Source organism: Microbacterium sp. MYb64, assembly GCF_002979495.1.
GTDB lineage: Bacteria > Actinomycetota > Actinomycetes > Actinomycetales > Microbacteriaceae > Microbacterium > Microbacterium azadirachtae_A.
In genome coordinates this window covers 332,047-354,098 of record NZ_PCOW01000002.1, presented here as the reverse complement: position 1 = coordinate 354,098, position 22,052 = coordinate 332,047, and the positions used below count along the sequence as shown (strand labels likewise).

The following is a 22,052-nucleotide window of genomic DNA, read 5'->3' as shown; positions in this document are numbered from 1 at the left end:
CGGACGCGCCTCCCGTGCGACCCGCATCGCTGTGAGTCGCACGGGAGGGCTTCGTGAGAGTGATCACGGGGACGCCAGCTCTTCGTCGATCCGATCCGCGAGCTCCTTCATGTCGCCCGAGACGTCTTTCGGACATTGCGAGAACGTCGCGTTCAGGGTCTCCGCCACGTCCTGCCGGGCGGTCGTGAAGTCGATGTCGGAAGGGAACATCCTCGACTTCTTCAGCTGGTCCTGCACCACACCCCAGCGCGCATCGCCGTAGACCTCGACCGCGTCCACCGTCGTGTTGACAGGAAGCCGGACCACCGGCTGACCGGGTGCCGTCATCGCGAGCTTCTGACCCTCCGCCGAGATCAGGAACTCGGCGAGCGCCTTCTGCTTCGAGGGCTTGGTCGTCGTCGCGCCGAAGTAGATGCTCGTGCGTTCCTGCAGCGTCGTGGATCCCGCGGGGCCTGCAGGGGCCATGATCACCTCGTACTTGTCCTTGCCCGGCGCCTTGTCGAAGTTGGCGAAGGCATAGGGGCCCGTCTGATAGATCCCCGCCTTGCCCTCTGCGAAGAACGGCGTGGCAGAGGCATTCGTGAGCGCGCCCGGCTGGATGAGGTTCGGCGTGCAGAAGAACTGCTCCAGCCATTGGATGCCCTTGACGCTCTTGGCGCTGTCGATCTCCGCCTTGTACGCACCGTCCTTGCCGGAGACGATCTCGCCGCCGCGCTGCCAGATGTACGGCGCGGACCACCAGGCGAAGAACCCGCGGTCCGTCGTCCCGGGGACGGCCATACCGTACGTGTCACCGTCGACGCCGTTGCCGTCGGGATCCTCGGTGGCGAATGCCGTCGCGAGCTTCACGAGATCGTCGTGAGTCTTCGGAACCTCGAATCCGAGCTTCTCCCGCCAGTCCTTCCGGATGAAGGTGACCTGCGCGTGCTGACTGAACGGCACGCCGTAGTACGCGCCGTCCGTGAGCTTCACCGAGTTCCAGGACTCGTTCGAGAGGTCCTTGGAACCCTTGATCGCCGCGCGATCGACCGGCAACAGCATGCCGTCGTCGGCATAGCCGGCCATGCTGGCCTGGTCGTAGATCAGGACATCGGGGAGATCCTTCGCGGAGGCACGGGCACGGAGCTGCGTCTCGAACTCCACCGTGGCCAGATAGTTCACCTCGATGCCCGTCTTCTTCGTGAAGGCGTCGAAGACGGCCTTGTACGTCTTCGCCGCCTCAGGACCGCTGCGAGACCAGACCTCCAGCGGCTTGCCGTCGTCCTTTTCCGGGGCCGCCGACGTCGTCGTCGCGGCCGGTCCTGCTCCGGTGGAGCAGGCGGTCAGAGCGAGGAGCAGCACTGCTCCTGCCGCCGCCGCGACCGCCTGTGTTCGGGAGGATCTCTTCATCGGTGGTACCGCCTTCCTTGGCTGTCACCGTGGGGTTTTCCCCGGCGGGTTCCGGGGATGCGGCTCACACTATGTTTCGGCGGATGGCGTTCGGAACGGGTTCGATCCGCAGATCGTCGATACCCCCATCGCGGTTCTCCCGATCGCGGATCGCACCGCATCGGCCCTGGTTATCATCGGGAAAAGGTCGAGGACGCGAAGAGGCGGAGGACCATGGACGGCAAGAAGCTCGAGGCCTTCGTCAAGGCCGTCGACCTCGGCAGCATCTCCCGGGCGGCGATCGCACTGCATCTCACGCAGTCTGCGCTGAGCCAGCAGATCACCTCGCTGGAGGCATCGGTCGGCGTCCAGCTCCTCGCCCGTTCCAAGCAGGGCGTCTTCCCGACGCAGGCCGGCCGCGTCCTGTACCGGCATGCCCAGCACCTCCTCCGCGGCATGGACGAGGCGCTCATGGAGGTGCGCGCCCGCGGCGACGGACCGAGTGGACGGGTCTCGGTGGGACTGGCGCCGTACAGCCTTGCGCAATCGCTCACGGTTCCCCTCCTGCAGACCGTCCGCCGGGAGTACCCGAACATCGTCCTGCACATCCGCGAGAACTTCGGCGGCCTGATCAGCGAGGGGATCGCGACCGGGCAGATCGACATGGGGATCATGTACTCCCCCGTGTCGCTGCGCGCGGTGCATGTCGAGCCGCTGTTCGTCGACGAGCTGTCCGTGCTCGCCCACCAGAAGCGGAAGCTCCCGTCGCCGATCGGCTTCGCGGAGCTCACCGACGTGCCGATGCTCGTGCCGACCCGGCAGCATTCGATCCGTCTGGCCGTGGATGCCGGCTTCCAGCGCCATGACCTCTTCCCCCGCATCGCGGGTGAGCTGGAGTCGGTTCCGAGCCTGCTGAGCGCTGTCGAGAAGGACATCGGATGCACCGTGCTCCCGGGCGCCTCGATTCCCGACCTCGCACAGCATCCGACGCTGGTCCGGCTTCCCTTCGCCGAGCCCATGCCCATCAGGCTCGCCTTCTGCATCTCGGCGAACGAGCCGCTCAGCGAAGCCGCCGTGGCGGTCGAGCGCGTGCTCCGCCGTCTGGTGTCACGAGTGCTGGCCGAGCACGCGGACGTCGGAGGGTGAGTCCCTGCTCCAGGCCGGTGTGGCATGCATCTTTGCCGTTCGTGCCATCTGCGCGTGCCCACCGCGTTCGATAGCATCGGTGAACCCCGTCGATCCGGCCCGTGTCCCCGAGCCGATTGGCAATCTCATTGCCCGAGGAGTCCGCCATGGTCATTCCAGGTCGTCGCGTCCAGCGTCGTGTCACGCTCACGGAGATCGCCGAGGCCTGCGGGGTCGCACCCTCCACCGTGTCCCGCGCTCTTTCGAACCCGAACCGCGTGAGCACCGTCATGTACGAGCGGATCACCAGCAAGGCGCAGGAGATGGGCTACACCTCGGCGCTGCTGCCCGCAGCGGACAACCGCCTCGCCCGCGGGACGATCGCCCTGGTGCTGCCCAACCTCACGAACCCGTTCAACCTCGATGTGATCCGTGGCGCGCAGGCGCAGATCCGCGCCGCGAGCTACCTCCATCTCCTCGTCAGCACGGAGGAGTCATTGCCGATGGAGGAGCAATGGCTGCGGGAGATGGCACGGACGGTCGACGGCATCGTCGTCTCGTCCCCGCGGATCGACGACGAGGCCCTGCGTGCGGTCTCCCAGGTCGCACCGACGGTGGTCATCAATCGTGCAGCGCCCGGCCTATCGGGTGTCGTGATCGACACTCCGGCCGGGCTCGGGCAGGCCGTCCACTATCTGAACTCGCTGGGTCATACGCGCATCGCGTATGTGCGCGGTCCCCACGCATCCTGGACCGACCGGACGCGCTTCGAAGCGATCACCGCAGCGGCGAGCGAGAGCGACGTGGAGATCGTCGCGGTCGGGAGGTATCAGCCGACCCTGGCCAACGGCGCCGCGGCCGCAGACGCCGTCGTCCTCACCCGCGCCACAGCGTGCATCTTCTTCAACGACGTGCTGGCGATCGGCGCCCTGGACCGCTTCCATCAGCTCGGCGTCGCGATTCCGGACGACCTCAGCGTGGTCGGCTGCGACGACATCTTCGGCGCATCGTTCTCGCATCCGCCGCTCACCACCGTCACGTCTCCTGGCGAGAGCGCCGGCCGAGCAGCGGTGGACATGCTCATCGGCCGGTTCGCGACGCGGGATCGCTCCGACCGCATCGACCACATCTCGGCACACCTCACCGTGCGCGCGTCGACGGGTCCTCGCACGGACGACTGACCCCTGGCCGCTGCTGCGGGCCAGGGGCCGGTCGTCGGCACCGAGGCGGCTAGACCGCCTTCGGCAGCAGGATGGAGGCGGTGACGGCCTCCTTCTCCTGCTCGCTCTGCTGCAGTTCGTCGATCTCGTCGAGCGTGTAGCCGCGGGTCTCCTTCGCGGTCAGGGCCGAGACCGTCGCCACGACCATCAGCCCGATCGCCAGAGCGGCCGGTCCCACCCAGCCCTTGAGGTCCGCACCGGCGAGCGCCGTCGATGCGACAGGACCGATGGCGCCCGCGATCGCGAAGCCGATCTGCGTGCCCGCCGCGAGCCCGGAGACGCGCACGCGGCCGGGGAACATCTCGGCGAAGAAGGCCGGCCACGCGGCGTTCGCCGTCGAGTAGAAGAGACCGTTGCAGAGGATGCCGAGCACGAAGATCAGCGGCCAGTCGCCCTGCGTGATCGCCCAGAGGTAGGGCGCCGTGCTGAGCCCCGCGCCCACCGCGCCGATGATGAACACCGTCTTGCGGCCGATCCGGTCGGCGAGCATCCCTGCGAGCGGCGTGTAGAGGATCGCCAAGAAGCTCGCGCACACGGGCACCCACAGGATCGTCGGCTTGTCGAGCCCGTAGCCGACGGTCGCGAACGAGACCGAGAAGGCGGCGAACAGGTAGCTGATGCCCGCGACCATCGCGCAGGCGGCGATGCGGATGATGGTCGCCCAGTGGAACCGGGTGGCCTGCTTGAGCGGCGACAGCTGCACCTTGATGGCCTGGGTCTCCAGGAAGGCCGGCGGCTCCTCCAGAGTGCGGCGGATCACGTACGCGACCACCACGACGACGGCCGAGAGCCAGAACGGGATGCGCCACGCCCACGCCAGAAGCCGTTCCTGAGGAAGGGCGGCGAACGGGATGAACACCGCGGTCGCGAGAAGACCGCCCGATGCGGATCCGCTGGTGACGAAGCTCGTCGCAAACGCCCTCCGTCGCTCGGGTGCGTGCTCCAGGGTCATCGTGATCGCGCTCGCCTGCTCCCCCGAGACCGACAGCCCCTGGATGATACGGATGACGATCAGCAGGATCGGTGCGAGGATGCCGACCTGGTCGTAGGTGGGCAGGCACCCGATCAGGAAAGTGCACGCGCCGATCCCGAACAGCGTGATCATCATCACGAACTTTCGGCCGAAGCGATCGCCGAGAGGTCCCAGGATGAGCGCGCCGAGCGGACGGACCACGAACCCGATGGCGAACGTCGCCATGCTGAGCAGCACCTTGATCCCCTCGGGCAGCTCTGGTGGGAAGAAGAGGACGTTCAGCACCAGCGCCGCCGCCGTGCCGTACACGGCGAAGTCGTAGTACTCGAGCGTCGTGCCGACCCAGGAGGCTATCGCGGCTTTCGCCGGAGTCTTCTTAGGAGCCACGGAATTCGTCATGTCGCCTCCATTGGCGGTATCTCAGGGAGGCCCGGCGGTCGGGAGTCGTTCGCTGCGAACGGATGCGGGGCCTGCTGATCTGCTCCCCGGAGCATTGGTGCCCCAGGTACGGAAAACTGTAGGAATCGGCCGATCTCCCGACAAGCGATGTGCCAACTCGTTGCCGGAGCTCGTCCTGAATCCCTGAGAACACCGGGAATTCTGCGAATTCATCCGAGATTCTTGTGCCATGAAGATTGCCAGGATCGGATCCGACTTCGCGAGGCGAGAGAGTCTGATCCTCTGCTCTGCGACCGACTTTCCCGACACGACATTCGTCATAGGGGCATCGCATCGACGGTCCTGCTGACCCGCTCGAGAACGTCGGCGAGCTGATCGATCGCCGGCGTCGCGAGGGCGAGTCTGAGGGCGTGCGGTGCGTGATCGGTCGTGGCGAAGGCCTCGGCGGTCGTGACGAGTATGCCGACGTCGGCGAGGTGCGACGCGGCTTGGTCCGCCCGGAGATCCGGCGGCAGGCGCAGCCAGCCGAAGAACGACGAAGGGTGCGCGGTGTAGTCGAGCTGAGGGAAGGCCGCGCGAGCGATCTCCTGGCGCTCGGCCGCATCGGCGCGGCGGCTCTTCTCGAGTCGGGCGACGGTCCCGTCCGCGATCCATCCGGTGGCCAGGGCGGTGATGAGGCCGGAGACGCCCCAGGTGGACGTGCGCAGGCTGCGGACGATCTGTTCCTCGTGCGTGCCGGGTGCGACGAGGAATCCGAAGCGCAGGCCGGTGGCGACGTTCTTGGAGAGGCTGGCGACGTAGAAGGTGCGCTCGGGGGCCAGCGCCTGCACCGGCAGTGGCGGCGCTTCGTCGAGGAACGCATAGGTGCCGTCCTCGATGATCCATGCGTCGCGGGCACGGGCGATCGCGACGAGCCGTTCGCGGGTCGGCCGGTCCAGAGTCCAGCCGAGAGGGTTGTGGACGGTGGGGATCGTGTAGATCGCGCGTACCGGTCGCGTGGCGCAGAGCCGGTCGAGGGCCTGAAGGTCCGGGCCGGCCGCGCCCGCCGGTACCGGTGCGATCTCGAGCGAGTGCGCGGCGGCCAGCAACGCGAAGCCAGGGTACGTGAGAGCATCGGCGGCGATCACATCGCCCGGGCGGGTGGTCGCCGTCAGGACGGCGTCGAGGGCCTGCTGAGCGCCGTTGGCGAGGAGCACCCGTGCGGGCGGCACGTCGATGCCGCGGTCCAGGAGATGTGTGGCGACGATGGCCCGTTCACGGATCCGGCCACCCGGCGGCTGCTGGTGGAGGACGGCTTCGAGGTTGCCGGAGGTGGACAGCTCCCTCAGCGCATGGCGCAACTCGGAGGTCTGCTCGGCGGCCAGCGGCTGATTGAACGAGAGATCGGCGATCCGCGGAACGGGAAGATGCCGGGACGGTTCGATGCCGTCGTGACCGCGCTGGTCACGGACGAAGGTTCCGCGTCCTGGTTCACCGGCGACCAGACCCATCGCAGCGAGTTCGGCGTAGACGCGGGATGCCGTCGCCAGCGCGATCCGGTGCTCCCGCGCGAGTGCCCGATGAGTGGGCAGGCGCGTGCCCGCGGGCACGTGCCCGTCTCGGATCGAGGTCGCGAACCGATCCACGATCGACTTGTAGGCAGCGGGCACTTCCGGACCTCGGAGGCGAGAGAGGGGGCTTGTATCTAGGACAATAACTGGATCGTCCTACCCTAGGTCGCTAGCGTCGCAGGCACCACCGCCATCGAGGAGGAGCCCGTGCGGCAAGCCACTCACGACCTGCCTGTGCTCGAGTACCTGCGCAAGCAGCTGGACGGAACATTGGACCCGACCGATCGCACCCACATGCTCTACCCGACCGCCATCTCGAGACTCCTGCAGTTCACGATCACCGCGATCGACCTGCGCCGCGCCGTGGTCGAGCTGGATGCGGACGTCGCCCTGCACGGCAACCAGCAGGGCACCGTGCACGGCGGCATGCTCGTCGAACTGGCCGATGCCGCGATCGGCACCGCGCAGTCCACGGCGATGGAGCCGGACGAGTCGTTCACCAGCATCGATCTCAGGGCGATTTTCCTGCGGCCCGTGTGGAACGGGCGGCTGCGCGCGACCGCGTACGCGACCCACACGGGACGAGCCGTGAGCCACTACCAGTGCGAGATCACTCGCGGCGACGGCAAGCCGGTCGCGACCGTCACCAGCGTCGTCATGACCCTCCGCGGGGACAGTGCCCGGGGGCGGTGATCGGGGTCGGCTCGGCGACGCGTGGACGGCCACTAGATCGTGGAGCTGAGCAATCGCAGCGCCGCAGCCGAAGCACTGCCCGGTTCAGCGGTGTGGGTGAGGATGCGCTGGCCGTTGCCTTCCGGCAGATGCAGGACTTCGTAGCCGAGCTCGAGTTCCCCGATTTCGGGGTGGCGGAGCCTCTTGCTTCCGCCCAGCGACCAGCAAGGACTCGCCACGGGCCTGGTCACCATGAGCCAACAGGTCGGCATCACCCTGGGCACACCGGTGATGTCAGCCATCGCGACCGGTGTCGCAGCCTCGACGCTCCTCCCCGGACTGCACCTCGCGATCGGCATCAACGCCGGCATCGCGCTTCTCTCCGCCGTCCTCGTCGCGGCTTTTCTTCCGTCCGCGCTCGTCGCCACGCCGTCACCGGAACAGCTCGTCGCATCGCATGGTCGATGAGCTCCTCCTGGAGGGCGGACGGGTACCCGCCCTCCAGGAGAACTCACTCCTCGTCGAGCGGGTGCCGAACGGTCGGGATCGACCCGGTGAGGGGCCGGCCGGCCCTGATCAGCTGTCGCTTGCGGACCTGCCAGAACACCGCGAGCAGAAGGAACCACACCGGCGTCGCGAGCGTCGCGTACCGGGTGCCCTCGCTGTACAGCAGAGCGACCACGATGAACACGAAGAACGCGAGGATCGCCCACGGGGTGACCGCGGCGAACGGCAGGCGGAACTTCGATGCGGCATGGCGCTCCGGGTGGCGACGGCGGTAGACGATGTAGCTGACGACGATGGACCCCCAGGTGAAGATCACGAGGGACGCGCACATGGTCGAGACGAAGTCGAAGGCGGCGACGACACCATCGCCCGCATAGAGCAGCGGAATCGCCGTGAACAGCAGCACGGCGGTGGTGAAGGCTGCACGCGTGGGAACTCCACGGCTATCAGTCAGGGCGAGCCCCTTGGGTGCGTGCCCGTCCTTCGAGAGTCCGAACAGCATGCGCGTGCCGGAGTAGACGCCCGAGTTTGCGCTTGACGCCGCCGACGTCAGCACGACGAGGTTCATCACCAGAGCCGCAGGCACGAACCCGGCGAGCAGAAATGTCTGCACGAACGGACTCTCGCCGGCTTTGAGCTCCGACCACGGCGTGATGCTCATGATCACGGTGAGAGACCCGACGTAGAAGATCAGGATCCGCACGACGATCGAGTTGATCGCCTTGGGCAGGGTCCTGCGCGGGTTCTCCGTCTCGGCCGCCGTGGTCCCCACCAGCTCGACGCCGATGAAGGAGAACACGCCCATCTGGAATCCGAGCACGAATCCGCTGAAGCCCATCGGGAACATGCCGCCCAGGTCCCACACGTGCGTGATCGATGCCTGCACCCCGTTGTGGGTGAACCCGGTGATCAGCAGCACGATGCCTGTCGTGATGAGAGCGAGGATCGCGACGATCTTGATGATCGCGAACCAGAACTCCATCTCGCCGAACCACTTCACGGGCTGGAGGTTGAGCAGCAGCAGGATCAGGGCCGCGGCACCGGCGGGGACCCACAACGCGACATCCGGCCAGAAGAACCTGGTGTAGCCGACGATCGCGGTGATGTCCGCGACGCAGGCGATGACCCAGCTGAACCAGTAGTTCCAGGAGACGAAGAATCCGGCCCAAGGGCCGAGCATGTCCTTCGCGATGTCGCCGAAGGTCTTGTAGTGCAGGTTCGAGAGGAGCAGCTCTCCGAGGGCGCGCATGATGAAGAAGACGAAGAACCCGATGATCGCGTAGACGAAGAGGATCGACGGACCGGAGACGGAGACGAGACGCCCGGAACCCATGAACAGGCCGGTTCCGATCGCGCCGCCAATGGCGATGAGCTGGAGATGACGGTTCTTGAGTCCGCGCTTCATCTCCTCGGGCGGCGCGGCCTTTTCAGTGATGGACATGACACTCCTTCGTATCGATCGGCGGTGAGAACACAAAACGGTGGTCGCACGGCGGCCGCGGCGGGGCTCACGCGACCAGGGGGCGAGGATCCAGGTGGATGCCGGCGATCATGCAGCGCACCGACCCGCCCGCGAGCTCGATGGTGGGCACGGGCACAGCGACGATCCGGACGCTGCGCTCGATCGCCGCGACCTGGTCCGCGCGAAGCGCTGCGCGGGCGCGGGCCGACATGACGAGGACCCGGCCGGCCGCTCCTTGCAGCTCGATCACATTGCCGGCGAACTCCGCGATCTGCGCCGAAGAGAGCCCGATCACCTCGCGGCGCGCCGAGAGCCGTGCCGAGACCTCGGCGCGACGTCTGTCGTCGGTGATCATGTCGAACGCGATGAGCGCGAAATCGGTTGCGACAGCCATCATCACGTTCGTGTGGTACACCGGAGCCCCGCTCTCGTCGACCGCATCGAAGACCATCGGCTCGTACCCGAAGTTCGTGCAGAAGCGCTCGAGCGCAACAGGATCGGCCCGATGGGAGCGGGCGACGTAGGCGATTCGAGCCTCGTGATCGAGGACCATCGCACCCGTGCCCTCGAGGAACACTCCGTCGGGCTCGAGCCCGGAGTAGTCGATGACGTCCTGCACCCGATAGCGCGCCTTCAGCATCTCGACGACGTCGGCACGGCGTTCTCCGCGCCGACTCGACGCGTACATCGGGAAGAGTGCGACGTGTCCGCCCGCGTGCATGGAGATCCAGTTGTTGGGGAACACGCTGTCAGGGCGATCCACGCCCTGATCGTCGAAGAGATGCACAGCCACGCCTTCCGCTTTGAGGGCGTCTGCGAGCGCGCCCACTTCGTCGAAGGCGCGGCGCGCGATCTCCTCCGCGGTGGCGTCGGAGGTGGACTGGTAGGCGTTGTCCGCTGCGGTCTGCGCATTGGGTGAGAAGGCGGACGGGCGGACGAGGAGGACGGATGAGGGCGCCTGCGACATCTCAGGCGACCGCCACGTTCAGAGTCGGCGAAGAAGTCTCCACCTGCCGGTCGGCGGTCCCGCGGATCATCTGCACAACTTCGGGGAACTCAGTCCGTTTCCACTTGCTCTGTTTCATGACTCGACCGTAGAATCCGGCAGTATTCATGCGCGATATGCAAAAGAAGTGACAATCTGCCTAGTTCTCGTCATATTGACATCACGGCGGATACAGTTTGCTCATGAACAACCTCACCGAGCTCGATCGGCAGCTCATCGCGGCACTCCGAGAGGACGGCCGGATGCCGATCGCCACCCTCGCGCGACGCCTGGGCGCGGCTCGCGCGACGGTCACGTCCCGATTGGATCGGCTCGTCGCCGAGGGGGTCATCATCGGCTTCAGCGTGCGCGTGCGGGATGAGGCGGCCATCGACAGGATCCGCGCGGTATCCCTGATCGCGGTCGAAGGGCGCGCGACCAGCGCAGTGCTCGGCAGACTTCGCGGTTTCCCCGAGATCACGGCGCTGCACACGACGAACGGCGGCTGGGATCTCGTCGCGGAGCTGTCGGTGGACAGCCTTGCGGAGTTCGATCAGCTCCTCGGCCGCATTCGAGGAATCGCCGGCATCGTGAACAGCGAGACCAGCCTGCTTCTCAGCTCCGTGCTGCGCTGAAACGCAGGCAGGACCGAACCTGTCGGGCAGAGACAGGGCCAGGAAGCCGGTGCGCTTCCTGGCCCCTCCCTCCGGTCGCAGGGTCCGAGGGCACTCAGCCCTTCGGGACGTTCTCGTCCGAGTGGTAGTGCCCGTCGCCCGACAGCGAGAGCGCGCTGAACCGGATCGGCCTCGACACCCTCTTGAAGTCGAGGGGGCAGTGACGCAGACCCGCCGGGATGTACAGCGCTCCCGAGGTCGTCACCGAGTACGTCTCCCCGTCGAGATCGATCAGCAGTTCGCCACCCAGATCGTGCGGGTTCTCCGGATCCGACCCGGTCCAGATGAGCACCTCGTCGTAGTCGTGCTCATGCTCGTTGACCCAGTGGCTGGGCTCGTCCGTCGGGTTGATCCACGAATAGGTCATGTGGATCTTGGATCCGGGCACGTCTGCCGCCCGCATCAAGGCGAACGCGTCGCCGATGTGGGAGGGGCGGGGTTCGCCCGTCCCGATGGCGCCCTCGTTCACGAGGTCGTCGGTGGAGTCCTGCATATGCCGGACGAACAGATGCTCGTACTTCGCGGTCACGACTGATTCCTTTCAGATGGGGCGGCCCCCGCACCTCTCTGGGGACGGCTGCGGAGGCCGCTGCCTCGACGCTAGGGAAGGCTTCGAGAGTCGAGCCAGGGACTTCCTTCGCCTGTTCTGGCACGTCCGCGGGGAAGCTTCCCCGCGGTGTCCTCGGCCGCGTGACAATGATCGGCATGACCTCACTGAACGTGCTGTCCGATGACGCGCAGCGCCCCCGCACCGACCTGGAGCGGCTCATCCGCCTGCCGCTGCGCCGCAAGCCCCGCATCCTGAGCCGGTGGGTTCCCGCGTTCGTCCTCGGCGCGATCTGCCTCGGCATCGGCGGGACGATCGTGACGGCGCCGGCTCTGCGCTGGGCGGTCGTCGGCCAGTTCCTCGTCAACCCGCGCATCCTGAGCGGTGTGCTCCTCACCGTCGTCTTCACGGTGCTGACATTCGCGATCGGGCTTCTGCTCGGCGTGCTCCTCGCCGTCATGCGACAGGCCGGCAATCCGGTGCTCACCATCATCGTCACGGGCTACGTCTGGGTGTTCCGCGGGACTCCCCTGCTCGTGCAACTCGTGTTCTGGTTCAACCTGGCCCTACTGCTGCCGTTCATCGGCATCCGCATCCCCGCCTGGGGAATCGTCATCGGCGGGGAGACGAACACCATCGTCACTCCATTCCTGGCCGCGCTGATCGGACTCGTCCTGCACACGGCGGCCTACATGGCAGAAGTCGTCCGCGGAGGGTTCCTCGCGATTCCGCCGGGGCAGACGGATGCCGCGAAGGCTCTCGGCATGACGGCTCTCGGCGCCCAGCGCCGAATCGTGATCCCCCAGGCCATCCGCGTGATCCTGCCCCCGCTGGGCAATCAGTTCATCGACATCCTCAAGGCGACATCGATCGTCTCAGTGATCGGCGGCGGTGACCTCATGACCCAGGCCCAGCAGATCTACGGCCAGAACTACCAGGTGATCCCGCTCCTGGTCGTGGCGTCGCTGTGGTACCTGCTGCTGGTGACTCTGGCCAGCATCGGCCAGCACTTCCTCGAACGTTCCGTCGATCGATCCAGACGACGCGTGGTCGTCGCGAAGGAGGCGGCACTGTGACCGTCAACACCCTCACCCTGCGCGGACTGCGAAAGGCTTTCCACGGCAACGTGATCCTCGAATCCATCGATCTCGATGTGGCCCAGGGCGAGGTCGTCTGCATCATCGGACCCTCCGGCGGCGGGAAATCCACCCTGCTGCGCTGCATCAATCACCTCGAGCCTCTCGACGCCGGCATCGTGCTCGTCGAGGACGAGCTCGTCGGATACGTCGTGGAGGACGAGCACCTCGTCAAGACCGGCGATCGGCAGACCAGCCGCGTGCGGCGCCGCATGGGCATGGTCTTCCAGCAGTTCAACCTGTTCCCCCATCTCACGGCCCTCGAGAACGTGACGATCGGCCCGATCACGGCGTTGCGCGAGGGCCGCAGGGACGCTGAGCAGCACGCCCGCACCCTCCTGGAACGGGTCGGGCTCGGCCAGCACGCCGACAAGTACCCCGCCCAGCTCTCCGGCGGCCAGCAGCAGCGGGTCGCCATCGCCCGCGCCCTCGCGATGCGCCCCTCGCTGATGCTGTTCGACGAGCCGACATCGGCGCTGGATCCCGAGTTGGTCGGCGAGGTGCTCCAGGTGATGCGGTCGCTCGCCGATGCCGGCATGACGATGCTGGTGGTGACGCATGAGATCTCGTTCGCGCGTGAGGTTGCCGATACGGTGGTGTTCATGGAGGGCGGCGTGATCGTCGAGAAGGGGCCCGCGGCACAGGTGCTCACGAGCCCGTCTTCTGTGCGTACCGCGTCCTTCCTGCGCAGCACCGGCACGTTGTCGCTCCGCGCGGAAGAGGCCGGGGCCCGACCATGACCGCAGCGCGGGGACGCCCGCCGATGCACTCGCTGGATGCCACGATGGCGGCCGCGGGCGGGCTGTTCCTGTTGGGCGATCTGCGCACGCAGGGCCCGGGCCCGACGGCGTACGTGCCGCATCGACACGACTTCGTCGAGCTCGCCTGGCTACGCGAAGGATCCGGCCATCACGTCATCGATCTCCAGGAGCATGCGGCGGAACCGGGTGACCTCTTCATCGTGGCCGCTGGTCAGATGCATTACTGGGTGCCCGGCGAGATCGAGGTGGACGGAGCGCTCGTGCTGTTCCGCACCGAGCTGCTGCTGGGCAAGGGCGGTCCCGGGGAATGGGTGCCCCTTTCCGGCAAATGGCACCCCGATCCGGCCTCCGCTATGCGCGTCGAGGCGCTCATCACGCAGCTCGAGACCGAACAGCGGCAGCGCGCGGCCGGCTATGAACTCGCGATCCGCAGCCTGCTGACAGCACTGCTGGTGCTGTGCGGGCGCTTCGTCTCGCCGGGCGGGGCGGGCGACGGGCTTGCGGCGCAGTTCGAACGACTCGCGAGACAGAGCCGCGGCGTACTTCGCACGGTGGCCGACTGCGCCAGGGAGCTCTCGGTCACTCCCGGCCATCTCAGTGAGGTCGTCTCCGCCGCCACAGGAAGGCCGCCGGGCGAGATCCTGCGAGAGTCGGTCATGCACGAGGCGCAGCGCCTCCTCGCCCGCTCGGACTTCAGCTGCGCCCAGATCGCTCGTGAGCTCGGCTTCGACGACGCCTCCTACTTCTCCCGATTCTTCCGCCGCGAGGCCGGCATGACGCCCTCGCGCTTCCGGGACCTGCACCGCAATCACACGCACGCGGCCTGAGCACTCGCGGCCTGAGCACTCGCGGTCTGCGCACTCGCGGCCTGAGCACGCGTGGCCTGCGCCCGCGCGGTCGCTCCGCGAAATGTGCCATCCCTCCCGGCGTCGAGCCATCGTCTGCGGTGCCGCCCGATTCCTACGCTGGCAGGACTCGATGCACCGTCAGAACGAAGGAGTCCTGAATGAATACCCGTGCCCGTCTTGCCCTTGCCGCGTCGACCGCGGCGCTCGCGCTCGCCCTCGCCGGCTGCGGAGCCGCTGCCGGTGATGAGCAGCCCTCCAGCGCTGGCGCCGGACTGTCCGAGCTGATCACGCCCGGCCAGCTCACGGTAGGGCTCGTCCTCCCCGATGCGCCGTACTACGTCGCGGACGCCGACAACGTTCCCACTTCCGGCATCACCAAGGATCTCCTCGACGCCGTCGCCAAGGAGCTGGGTGTCAAGGTCAAATACGTGCCCGTTGCCTGGGAGGGCGGGATCACCGGCATCGCGGCGGGACGCTACGACATCTTCGGCGGAAGCCTCTACGACACGACAGAGCGGCAGGCCGCCGGCACCTTCATCGACTTCATGAAGGAGCAGGCGACGCTCATCACGACCAAAGACCGCGCAGGAGAGTTCTCGACTCAATTGGACGCGTGCGGTCACTCGGTGGCGACGATCCGCGGCACGACCGACGTGACCTACGCGGGCACCCTTTCCGATCAGTGCACGAAGGAGGGGAAGAAGCCTCTGACGATCACCGAGTATCCGACGCAGCAGGACGCGGAGCTGGCGCTCGAGTCCGGCCGCACAGACCTCGGGATCCAGAGCGTCCCCGCCGCCGAGTTCGCGATCACCCAGGGCTCGAACCGCGCGCTCGTCGGCACCCCCTTCGACGGAGGCTTCTACGTCGGCAGCATGATGAACACCTCGAAGAAGGGCCTGATCGACGCCGTGCACGGAGCGATGAGCACGCTGTACAAGAACGGCACGACCACGAAGCTCTTCGCGGCCTACGGCGTCAAGCCCGCTGAGCCCGGCATCAATCTGCAGAAGTAGCCCGCACCCTTCCTGCTGCCTGAGAACGCGTCTCCGGAGATTCCGGGGGCGCGTTCTCTTCGACTTCTCGCGCGGGGAACGACAGAGGCCCGGAGCACTGATTTCCTCAGTGTTTCCGGGCCTTCTCTGTTGGCTGGGGTACCTGGACTCGAACCAAGAACAACGGTACCAGAAACCGCCGTGTTGCCAATTACACCATACCCCAAGGGCGAAACCTGAGCCTCGCACCGAGAGTCAAGCTTACCCGAGCCGACACCGGAAGCGCAAAACGACCGGGCCGACGTCACGCCCGGGCGCGTCGCTCAGTCATCCCCACCCCCATCCCCCTCGTGCTCGGCACGATGCCGCGCACGGAACTTCGACGCCTTCACGCGATTTCCGCACGTCTTCATCGCACACCATTCCCGACGCCCGCCTCGCGACCGATCCAGATACACCTGGGTGCACTCCGGACGCGCGCACTCCCGTAGCAGCGCACCATCGGCGGATCCGACGATCTCGACCGTCTCGCGCGCGAGCGTCGCGAGCCCCTGACGCACGGTGCCGACGCGGTTCACACGAACCCTCGCCTCCGTCGCGCCGTCGAGGCTCAGGCCGATCGGCATCTCGGCGGCGCGAGCGTTGACAAGCTCCCTCGCGGAAGCAGGCAGCTCCTCCCCCCGACGGCGAGCGCTCACGAGGTCGTAGATCGCCTCCCGCAGCGCGACGGCGTCCTCGAGGTCCGCCCCCCGCGAATCGGGCGCCGCGTCGACCAGCCCCGCCTCGATGAACCAGGCCTCGAGGGCGGCGTCGCTGTCCAGCTTCTCGGCGGGCCGATCGTTGCGGCGGGCGCGCAGGGTGCCGACGAAGTCGAGCGCGGGGGTCCCGCAGGGGAAGGCGTGAATCATGTAACCAGTCTGGCAGGTGATTCGGCACGGCGGAAGAGTTTGAATAACTTGCTTGACAGGTTATTCACCTTGTGGCAAGTTCATAACCAGTCAAACAAGTTACTTCTCGAAAGGCAGCAACACTCGTGGAACTCAATCTCGAGATCGTCGTCCTCCCCGTCGCCGACGTCGACCGCAGCAAGGACTTCTACACCGGCCTCGGTTTCCGACTCGACGCCGATTTCGCCACCGAGCGCGGCCTGCGTGTCGTGCAGGTGACGCCTCCAGGATCCGGAGCCGCCTCGATCATCTTCGGCGAGAAGCTGACCGATGCCGTGCCCGGTTCGGTGCGCGGCCTGCACCTGGTCACGCCTGACCTCGCGACCGCTCGCGCCGAGCTCATCGACGGCGGTGCCGCCGTGAGCGAGATCTGGCACGACGCCGACGGCGTCTTCCACTGGGCCGGCACCGCCAACCGGGTCGACGGCCCCAGCACGGCGCACCACAGCTACTCCTCCTACGTGTCCTTCGAGGATCCGGACGGCAACGAGTGGATCATCCAGCAGGTGGTCGACCGTCTGCCGGGACGCTGATCCGCCGCGCGACGAACACAACCCCGGAACGGACAGGAACCAGGAACATGGACACGACAGATACGACACCCGTCATCCTCGAGCTGCTGCGTGCAGCGGCCAAGGCGCACGGTGTGCACGAGGAGCAGGACCTCGGCGGCGTCTACGACGAGCACTGGCCGGAGTGGTACGCCGCGCACATCACCGCGCAGCTCGACGAGCGCGGGCTCCGTCTCGTGCGGGTCGCTGATCTCGCGGACGGCGGTGCGCACGATGCTTCGTGATGCCCTGGGCCGCCGGCACCCCCGCCGCAAGGACGTGGCGGCCGTGACCGCCTATGAGCAAGCGCCCCGGCCTGCGCACGGCAGCGTGGTCACGGTCGCCGAGGTCGAGGCGTTCTCCGCCCTCACCGCATCCCAGGTCGATCTGCTGTTCGAGCGGTTCCAGGAGCGCCGCGGAGGCAGGACCGCGCCGCGTCGGAGCCCCTCCACCCCTCCGCGGAGCGCCGCGCGGCAGACGTTCGCATGGTTCGGCCTGTCGGCGCTGGCCACCGTGGTCGCCTACGGCATCGCACTCGGTGTGGACGGCTTGAGCATGTCCTCCCCCAGCGCGGGCTCTGCGGCCGATCCCGCGGTCATCTCGGCCCCCAATGACGCGTGGGAGTACGGCCTCGGCCTCGACGAATGACGAGGTCCGTGGCCACCACGGTCCCGTTTCGGGGCGGGATCCAACGTTTTGGGGCGCGCTATGCCGGGAAATCCGGGCATAGCGCGCCCCAAAACGAGTGGGTGCGCCCCAAAATCGAGGCGGGCACACCCGGAAAACCAGCGTCAGCCGAGGAACTCCGCCAGCGCGCGCAGGCGGCGCAGGGTCTCGTCCTTGCCGAGCAGCTCCATCGACTCGAACAGCGGCGGGGACACCCGGCGGCCGGTCAGGGCGACGCGCGGCGGGCCGTAGGCGACACGGGGCTTCAGGCCCAGACCGTCGACGAGGGCGGCCGCGAGGGCGTCCTGGATCGCCTCGGTCGTGAACGACTCGAGCGGCTCGAGCGCGGCGGCGGACGCGTTCAGCACGTCGGCGGCGTTCGCCGGGAGGCCCTTGAGCGCGTCCTCGTCGTACGACACGTGGTCGGAGAAGAGGAAGCCGAGCAGGCCCGGCACCTCGCCGAGCAGCTGCACGCGCTCCTGCACGAGCGGCGCGGCGCGGAACGCGAGCACGATCTGCTCGTGCGTCGGCTCACCCTCGAACACGTCGGCGGCGGCGAGGTACGGCAGGATCCGCTCGGCGAAGTCCTTCGCCTCGAGCATGCGGATGTGGTCGCCGTTGATCGACTCGGCCTTCTTCTGATCGAAGCGCGCCGGGTTCGGGTTCACGTTCACGATGTCGAACGCGGCGGTGAACTCCTCGAGCGAGAAGACATCGCGGTCGGGACCGATCGACCAGCCGAGCAGGGCGAGGTAGTTCAGCAGCCCCTCGTGGATGAAGCCGCGGTCGCGGTGCAGGAATAGGTCGGCCTGCGGGTCGCGCTTGGAGAGCTTCTTGTTGCCGGTCTCCCCCAGCACGAGCGGCATGTGCGCGAAGCGCGGGACGAAGGTCGTCACGCCGGCGTCGATGAGCGCGCCGTAGAGCGCGAGCTGACGCGCGGTGGACGGCATGAGGTCCTCGCCGCGCAGCACGTGCGTGATGCCCATGAGCGCGTCGTCGACCGGGTTCACGAGCGTGTACAGCGGGGCGCCGTTCGGGCGCACGACCACGAAGTCGGGGAAGGATCCGCCGGGGAACGTCACCTCGCCGCGGATGAGGTCGACGTACGTGAGATCCTCGTCCGGCACGCGCAGGCGCAGCGCCGGCTGCCGGCCCTCGGCGCGGAACGCGGCGCGCTGCTCGTCGGTGAGGCCGCGGTCGAAGTTGTCGTAGCCGAGCTGCTTCGCGCGGCCGTTCGCCTCGTTGCGGGCGTCGATCTCCTCCGCCGTCGAGTAGCTCTCGTACACGGCGCCGGACTCGACGAGCTTGGCGATCACGCCCTGGTAGATGTCACCGCGCTGCGACTGGCGGTACGGCTCATGCGGGCCGCCGACCTCGACGCCCTCGTCCCAGTCGATCTTGAGCCAGGTCAGCGCGTCGACGAGCTGGCGGAAGCTCTCCTCGCTGTCGCGCGCGGCGTCGGTGTCCTCGATGCGGAAGACGAGCTTGCCGCCGGTGTGCCGGGCGTAAGCCCAGTTGTACAGCGCGGTGCGGACCATGCCGACGTGCGGCAGGCCGGTCGGCGAAGGGCAGAACCGGACGCGGACGTCGGATCCGGTAGCGGTCGTGGTGCGGGGATCGGGAGTAGCCATAGCCCTTCGATTCTAGTTGCGCACGGCGCGTCTCCCGAGCAGGATCCGGGGCCGGAGGCGATGCGAATCGACTCGAGGCATGCGCCTGCCAGACGGTCAGAACGTGACCGCCCGTCGTCGCCTCAGGTCCGGCGCATCACCGCGACCGCGGCGACGTGCTCGAGAGCCAGTACGCCGTCCGGCGCGCGTTCGACGATCAGGGCGTCGAACGCGCTCCGGAAGCGGACACGATCAGGTGCGTCGAGCCCGAGATAGTAGGCGCCCGCACCGGCCACGCCGCCTTCGACCGACGCCCACAGGGCTGTCGCCGGTGCGTTCCAGATCCACTGCTCCTCGACCACGTCGGGAGCCCGCCAACCGGCGTCCTGCAGCATCCGTGCGAAGCCGCCCGCCGTGCGCTCGAAGTCCTTGTCCTCCGGGAGTCGCCCGCCCGCCGCGGCCTGCAGCCTGGCGCGCTCGCACACCTCCGCCCAGAGCCACGACGGCGACCGGATCCAGATCGTCGCCGCGGCCGCGTCCCTCGTGACGCGGCGCAGCTCCGCAGCCGCGGCACGCGGGTCCGGCACGTGATTCAGGACGAAGTTGGCCACGACGGCGTCGAACGCCCCGTCCGCGTCCGGCAGCTCGGGCAGCGCTCCTTCGGTGATCCGGACCTCGGGGTGACGCTTCCGCGCGACCGCCCTCATGCTCTCCTCCGGCTCCCGCGCGTCGACGATCCAGCCGTCCGCGGCGAACGTCGCGGCAAGGTCTCCCGTGCCCGCGCCGACGTCGAGCAGGGTGCGGCCGGCACCCGCCCCCAGGAGCTCGCGGAGAGTCGCGCCCGTGCCGGCGCAGAGCTCCGCGTAGGACGCGGCGTAGGCCTCGCCGACTCCGCTCCAGGAGTTCGGGCGAGGACTCATCGCTTCCCGAGGGGCGAGAGCACGACGATCGCGGCGACCACGATGAGGGCCGCGATGGCGAGGCCCGCGTAGGAGAACGACTGCAGGATCACGCCGGCCAGCACCGCGCCGCCCGCTGCGCTCAGGCTCATCAGCGAGTCGCTGCGGCCCTGGCGGCGCGTGCGCAGCTCGGGCGCGGACGCCTCGGTGAGCAGCGCGGCGCCCGCGACCGTCGCAGCGCTCCAGCCGAGCCCCAGCAGGATGAGCGCGACCATCACGCCCCAGGTGGTCTCCCCCACGATCATCGCGAAGCACAGGGACGCGACGAGCAGCGCCTGTCCGAGCAGCACCGTGCGCAGCCGGCCCCAGCGGTCGGCGAGGATGCCGAACACCGGCGACAGTCCGTACATCCCGGCCACGTGCATCGCGATCGTCACGCCGACGAGCACCGTCACGTCGAGCTCCATCGACATGCCGTCCATGCCGCCCATCGCCCCGCCGGCCATCGTCCCGCCGGCCATGGCCATGTGCGACAGGTGCACCGGGGTCATCGCCATGACCGAGGCCATCGTCACGTGCGAGCCCGCGATCGCGAAGATCGCGTAGCGGGCGGCGACCGGGCGGTCGACGCGCTCGATGCCTGCGGCGAAGGATCCCGTCTCCGGTAGTGTGCGCGAGGTGAGGAGCGGATCCGGCCGGAGCGCGATCAGATACAGCGCGAACGCCGCGATCTGCGCCACGAGCGAGAACAGGTAGGAGCCGGTGTGCGGCGGCATTCCGATCGCCCGGCCGAGCTGTTCGCCGGGGCCCAGCAGCAGCGGCCCCGCGACCCCGCCGATCGTGGTCGCCCACACGACGACCGACAGATCCCGCCCTCGATGCTGCGGCTGAGCGAGGTCGGTCGCCGCGAACCGGGACTGCAGGTTCCCGGCATTACCCATGCCGATCATGATGATGCCGACCAGCAGCAGCGGGAACACCCGGATCGCGGCCGCCCCGATCACTACGACGATGCCGACCAGGGCGAGCAGGTTGCCCGCAGTGAGCGCGAGGCGGCGCCCGCGGAGCCCGGCGAGGCGGGCGAGCGGGATCGCCGCGAGGGCGGCGCCGAGCGTCACCGACGCCGTGGCGAGGCCCGAGAGCGCGTCGCTGCCGGAGATGTCCGCCGCGAGCAGCGCTCCCAGCGAGACGGTCGCGCCGAACGCGATCCCGCCAAGGACCTGACCGAGCGAGAGGATGCCGACCGTACGGCGCTGGATCCTACTGCGATCCAGTTCGGTCAGAATCGCCGCGGTCACGAGGCGGGCAGGGCGTCGCGCACGGCGTTGCGCAGCGTCCCGATTCCAGAGATCTCGACCTCGACGGCGTCGCCCGCGGCGAAGGCGCCGACGCCGGCCGGGGTGCCGGTCATGATCACGTCGCCCGGGAGCAGGGTGAAGACGGCCGAGGCGTACGCGATGATGTCGGCGACCGAGTGGATCATGTCGGTGAGCGGGGCGTGCTGGCGCACCTCGCCGTTCACGCGGGTGGTCAGCTCCGCCGCGTCGAGATCGAAATCGGTCTCGATCCAGGGACCGAGCGGGCAGAACGTGTCGAAGCCCTTCGCGCGCGACCACTGGCCGTCCTTGCGCTGCAGGTCGCGGGCGGTCACGTCGTTGCCGACCGTGTATCCGAAGACGTACTGGTGCGCGTTCTCCGCGGCGACGTTCTTGGCGATGCGCCCGATCACGACGACCAATTCGCCCTCGTGCTCGGTGCGGTCGGAGAGCGAGACAGGGCGGACGATCGTGTCGCCGGGGCCGATCACCGCGGTGTTCGGCTTGAGGAACAGCAGCGGCTCGGCCGGCGCTTCGCCGCCCATCTCGGCCGCGTGGTCGTGGTAGTTCTTGCCGACGCAGACCACCTTCGAGCGCGGGATCACGGGGGCGAGCAGCGCGGCGTCCACGAGCGGCACCCGCTCCCCCGTCGTCTCATACCCCGCGAACATCGGGTCGCCGGCCAGCACGACCAGCTCGCCCTCGTCGAGGATCCCGTACTTGATGCCGTCGTTGTGGCTGAACCGAGCGATCTTCACGGATTCAGCCTATCCAGCACCGCCCCTCGACGGGCGACAACGGCGAGCGGATCCGTGGGTCCCCCGCTTGCATGTCCCACTTT

General features: G+C 68.0%; 24 protein-coding genes and 1 tRNA gene. 12 read left to right on the top strand and 13 right to left on the bottom strand.

Features of this window, described 5'->3' with window-relative positions; translation table 11 throughout:
- Window positions 1-63: 63 nt before the first annotated feature.
- Window positions 64-1,389 (bottom strand): extracellular solute-binding protein, encoded by a 1,326-nt coding sequence (locus CQ044_RS03840; RefSeq protein ID WP_105686950.1) that lies wholly within the window; start codon window positions 1,387-1,389, stop codon window positions 64-66.
- A 213-nt stretch (window positions 1,390-1,602) separates the two neighbouring features.
- On the opposite strand from CQ044_RS03840, the gene CQ044_RS03835 reads away from it, so the two are divergent.
- Window positions 1,603-2,514 (top strand): LysR substrate-binding domain-containing protein, encoded by a 912-nt coding sequence (locus CQ044_RS03835; protein WP_105686948.1) that lies wholly within the window; start codon window positions 1,603-1,605, stop codon window positions 2,512-2,514.
- 146 nt (window positions 2,515-2,660) lie between these two features.
- On the top strand, window positions 2,661-3,674 hold the full coding sequence (locus tag CQ044_RS03830) for a LacI family DNA-binding transcriptional regulator (RefSeq protein WP_105686946.1): 1,014 nt from the start codon (window positions 2,661-2,663) through the stop codon (window positions 3,672-3,674).
- A gap of 49 nt (window positions 3,675-3,723) precedes the next feature.
- On the opposite strand, the gene CQ044_RS03825 is transcribed toward CQ044_RS03830, so the two are convergent.
- Both CQ044_RS03825 and CQ044_RS03820 read right to left on the bottom strand, forming a co-directional pair.
- A complete protein-coding gene (locus CQ044_RS03825; protein ID WP_105686944.1) occupies window positions 3,724-5,085 on the bottom strand; it encodes an MFS transporter in 1,362 nt (453 codons plus the stop codon).
- Between the two features lie 317 nt (window positions 5,086-5,402).
- Window positions 5,403-6,734 carry a PLP-dependent aminotransferase family protein gene (locus CQ044_RS03820; protein ID WP_105686942.1) on the bottom strand — a complete coding sequence of 444 codons (1,332 nt, stop codon included), beginning with the start codon at window positions 6,732-6,734 and terminating at the stop codon, window positions 5,403-5,405.
- A 108-nt stretch (window positions 6,735-6,842) separates the two neighbouring features.
- Here CQ044_RS03820 and CQ044_RS03815 point away from each other — a divergent pair, with 108 nt between their 5' ends.
- Window positions 6,843-7,328 (top strand): PaaI family thioesterase, encoded by a 486-nt coding sequence (locus CQ044_RS03815; protein ID WP_258133148.1) that lies wholly within the window; start codon window positions 6,843-6,845, stop codon window positions 7,326-7,328.
- Window positions 7,329-7,360: 32 nt separating this feature from the next.
- Here CQ044_RS03815 and CQ044_RS19720 read toward each other — a convergent pair whose 3' ends face one another.
- Window positions 7,361-7,561: a hypothetical protein gene (locus CQ044_RS19720; RefSeq protein WP_258133154.1), complete on the bottom strand. Its 201-nt coding sequence runs from the start codon at window positions 7,559-7,561 to the stop codon at window positions 7,361-7,363.
- Between CQ044_RS19720 and CQ044_RS03805 the strand changes: the two genes are divergently transcribed.
- Window positions 7,560-7,775, top strand: a complete 216-nt coding sequence (locus tag CQ044_RS03805; protein WP_258133155.1) for a hypothetical protein — start codon at window positions 7,560-7,562, stop codon at window positions 7,773-7,775. The two genes, CQ044_RS19720 and CQ044_RS03805, sit on opposite strands and share 2 nt — an antisense overlap.
- A gap of 43 nt (window positions 7,776-7,818) precedes the next feature.
- On the opposite strand, the gene CQ044_RS03800 is transcribed toward CQ044_RS03805, so the two are convergent.
- Complete coding sequence (locus tag CQ044_RS03800) at window positions 7,819-9,255, bottom strand: amino acid permease (RefSeq protein WP_105686940.1); 1,437 nt, start codon at window positions 9,253-9,255, stop codon at window positions 7,819-7,821.
- 67 nt (window positions 9,256-9,322) lie between these two features.
- Entirely contained in the window at window positions 9,323-10,243 is a 921-nt protein-coding gene (gene ctlX / locus CQ044_RS03795) for a citrulline utilization hydrolase CtlX (protein ID WP_105686938.1), read from the bottom strand.
- Window positions 10,244-10,464: 221 nt separating this feature from the next.
- Here ctlX and CQ044_RS03790 point away from each other — a divergent pair, with 221 nt between their 5' ends.
- Window positions 10,465-10,896 (top strand): Lrp/AsnC family transcriptional regulator, encoded by a 432-nt coding sequence (locus CQ044_RS03790; RefSeq protein ID WP_105686936.1) that lies wholly within the window; start codon window positions 10,465-10,467, stop codon window positions 10,894-10,896.
- Window positions 10,897-10,990: 94 nt separating this feature from the next.
- On the opposite strand, the gene CQ044_RS03785 is transcribed toward CQ044_RS03790, so the two are convergent.
- Window positions 10,991-11,464 carry a hypothetical protein gene (locus tag CQ044_RS03785; protein WP_105686934.1) on the bottom strand — a complete coding sequence of 158 codons (474 nt, stop codon included), beginning with the start codon at window positions 11,462-11,464 and terminating at the stop codon, window positions 10,991-10,993.
- A 176-nt stretch (window positions 11,465-11,640) separates the two neighbouring features.
- Between CQ044_RS03785 and CQ044_RS03780 the strand changes: the two genes are divergently transcribed.
- From CQ044_RS03780 to CQ044_RS03765, 4 genes are all read left to right on the top strand, one after another.
- Window positions 11,641-12,558 (top strand): amino acid ABC transporter permease, encoded by a 918-nt coding sequence (locus tag CQ044_RS03780; RefSeq protein WP_105687008.1) that lies wholly within the window; start codon window positions 11,641-11,643, stop codon window positions 12,556-12,558.
- A complete protein-coding gene (locus CQ044_RS03775) occupies window positions 12,555-13,358 on the top strand; it encodes an amino acid ABC transporter ATP-binding protein (protein ID WP_105686932.1) in 804 nt (267 codons plus the stop codon). Before CQ044_RS03780 ends, CQ044_RS03775 begins: the two co-directional genes overlap by 4 nt.
- Complete coding sequence (locus CQ044_RS03770) at window positions 13,355-14,206, top strand: AraC family transcriptional regulator (RefSeq protein WP_105686929.1); 852 nt, start codon at window positions 13,355-13,357, stop codon at window positions 14,204-14,206. Before CQ044_RS03775 ends, CQ044_RS03770 begins: the two co-directional genes overlap by 4 nt.
- 179 nt (window positions 14,207-14,385) lie before the next feature.
- A complete protein-coding gene (locus CQ044_RS03765; protein WP_105686927.1) occupies window positions 14,386-15,243 on the top strand; it encodes a transporter substrate-binding domain-containing protein in 858 nt (285 codons plus the stop codon).
- Between the two features lie 130 nt (window positions 15,244-15,373).
- Here CQ044_RS03765 and CQ044_RS03760 read toward each other — a convergent pair.
- Window positions 15,374-15,448 (bottom strand) — tRNA-Gln (locus CQ044_RS03760).
- A 97-nt stretch (window positions 15,449-15,545) separates the two neighbouring features.
- Complete coding sequence (locus CQ044_RS03755; protein WP_105686925.1) at window positions 15,546-16,130, bottom strand: ABATE domain-containing protein; 585 nt, start codon at window positions 16,128-16,130, stop codon at window positions 15,546-15,548.
- Window positions 16,131-16,255: 125 nt separating this feature from the next.
- Between CQ044_RS03755 and CQ044_RS03750 the strand changes: the two genes are divergently transcribed.
- Genes CQ044_RS03750 through CQ044_RS03740 form a run of 3 tightly spaced genes read left to right on the top strand, consistent with a single transcriptional unit; the run spans window position 16,256 to window position 17,368 of the window.
- A complete protein-coding gene (locus tag CQ044_RS03750) occupies window positions 16,256-16,702 on the top strand; it encodes a VOC family protein (protein WP_105686923.1) in 447 nt (148 codons plus the stop codon).
- 47 nt (window positions 16,703-16,749) lie between these two features.
- Window positions 16,750-16,965: a hypothetical protein gene (locus CQ044_RS03745; RefSeq protein WP_105686921.1), complete on the top strand. Its 216-nt coding sequence runs from the start codon at window positions 16,750-16,752 to the stop codon at window positions 16,963-16,965.
- A complete protein-coding gene (locus CQ044_RS03740) occupies window positions 16,955-17,368 on the top strand; it encodes a hypothetical protein (RefSeq protein ID WP_146116731.1) in 414 nt (137 codons plus the stop codon). Before CQ044_RS03745 ends, CQ044_RS03740 begins: the two co-directional genes overlap by 11 nt.
- 143 nt (window positions 17,369-17,511) lie before the next feature.
- On the opposite strand, the gene gltX is transcribed toward CQ044_RS03740, so the two are convergent.
- The 4 genes from gltX to CQ044_RS03720 form a co-directional block, all read right to left on the bottom strand.
- Window positions 17,512-19,017 carry a glutamate--tRNA ligase gene (gltX, locus tag CQ044_RS03735; RefSeq protein ID WP_105686917.1) on the bottom strand — a complete coding sequence of 502 codons (1,506 nt, stop codon included), beginning with the start codon at window positions 19,015-19,017 and terminating at the stop codon, window positions 17,512-17,514.
- A gap of 122 nt (window positions 19,018-19,139) precedes the next feature.
- A complete protein-coding gene (locus CQ044_RS03730; protein WP_105686915.1) occupies window positions 19,140-19,916 on the bottom strand; it encodes a bifunctional 2-polyprenyl-6-hydroxyphenol methylase/3-demethylubiquinol 3-O-methyltransferase UbiG in 777 nt (258 codons plus the stop codon).
- On the bottom strand, window positions 19,913-21,193 hold the full coding sequence (locus tag CQ044_RS03725) for an MFS transporter (RefSeq protein ID WP_181158172.1): 1,281 nt from the start codon (window positions 21,191-21,193) through the stop codon (window positions 19,913-19,915). The genes CQ044_RS03730 and CQ044_RS03725 overlap by 4 nt, the downstream gene beginning before the upstream one ends.
- Entirely contained in the window at window positions 21,190-21,969 is a 780-nt protein-coding gene (locus tag CQ044_RS03720; protein WP_045273715.1) for a fumarylacetoacetate hydrolase family protein, read from the bottom strand. The genes CQ044_RS03725 and CQ044_RS03720 overlap by 4 nt, the downstream gene beginning before the upstream one ends.
- Window positions 21,970-22,052: the final 83 nt, after the last annotated feature.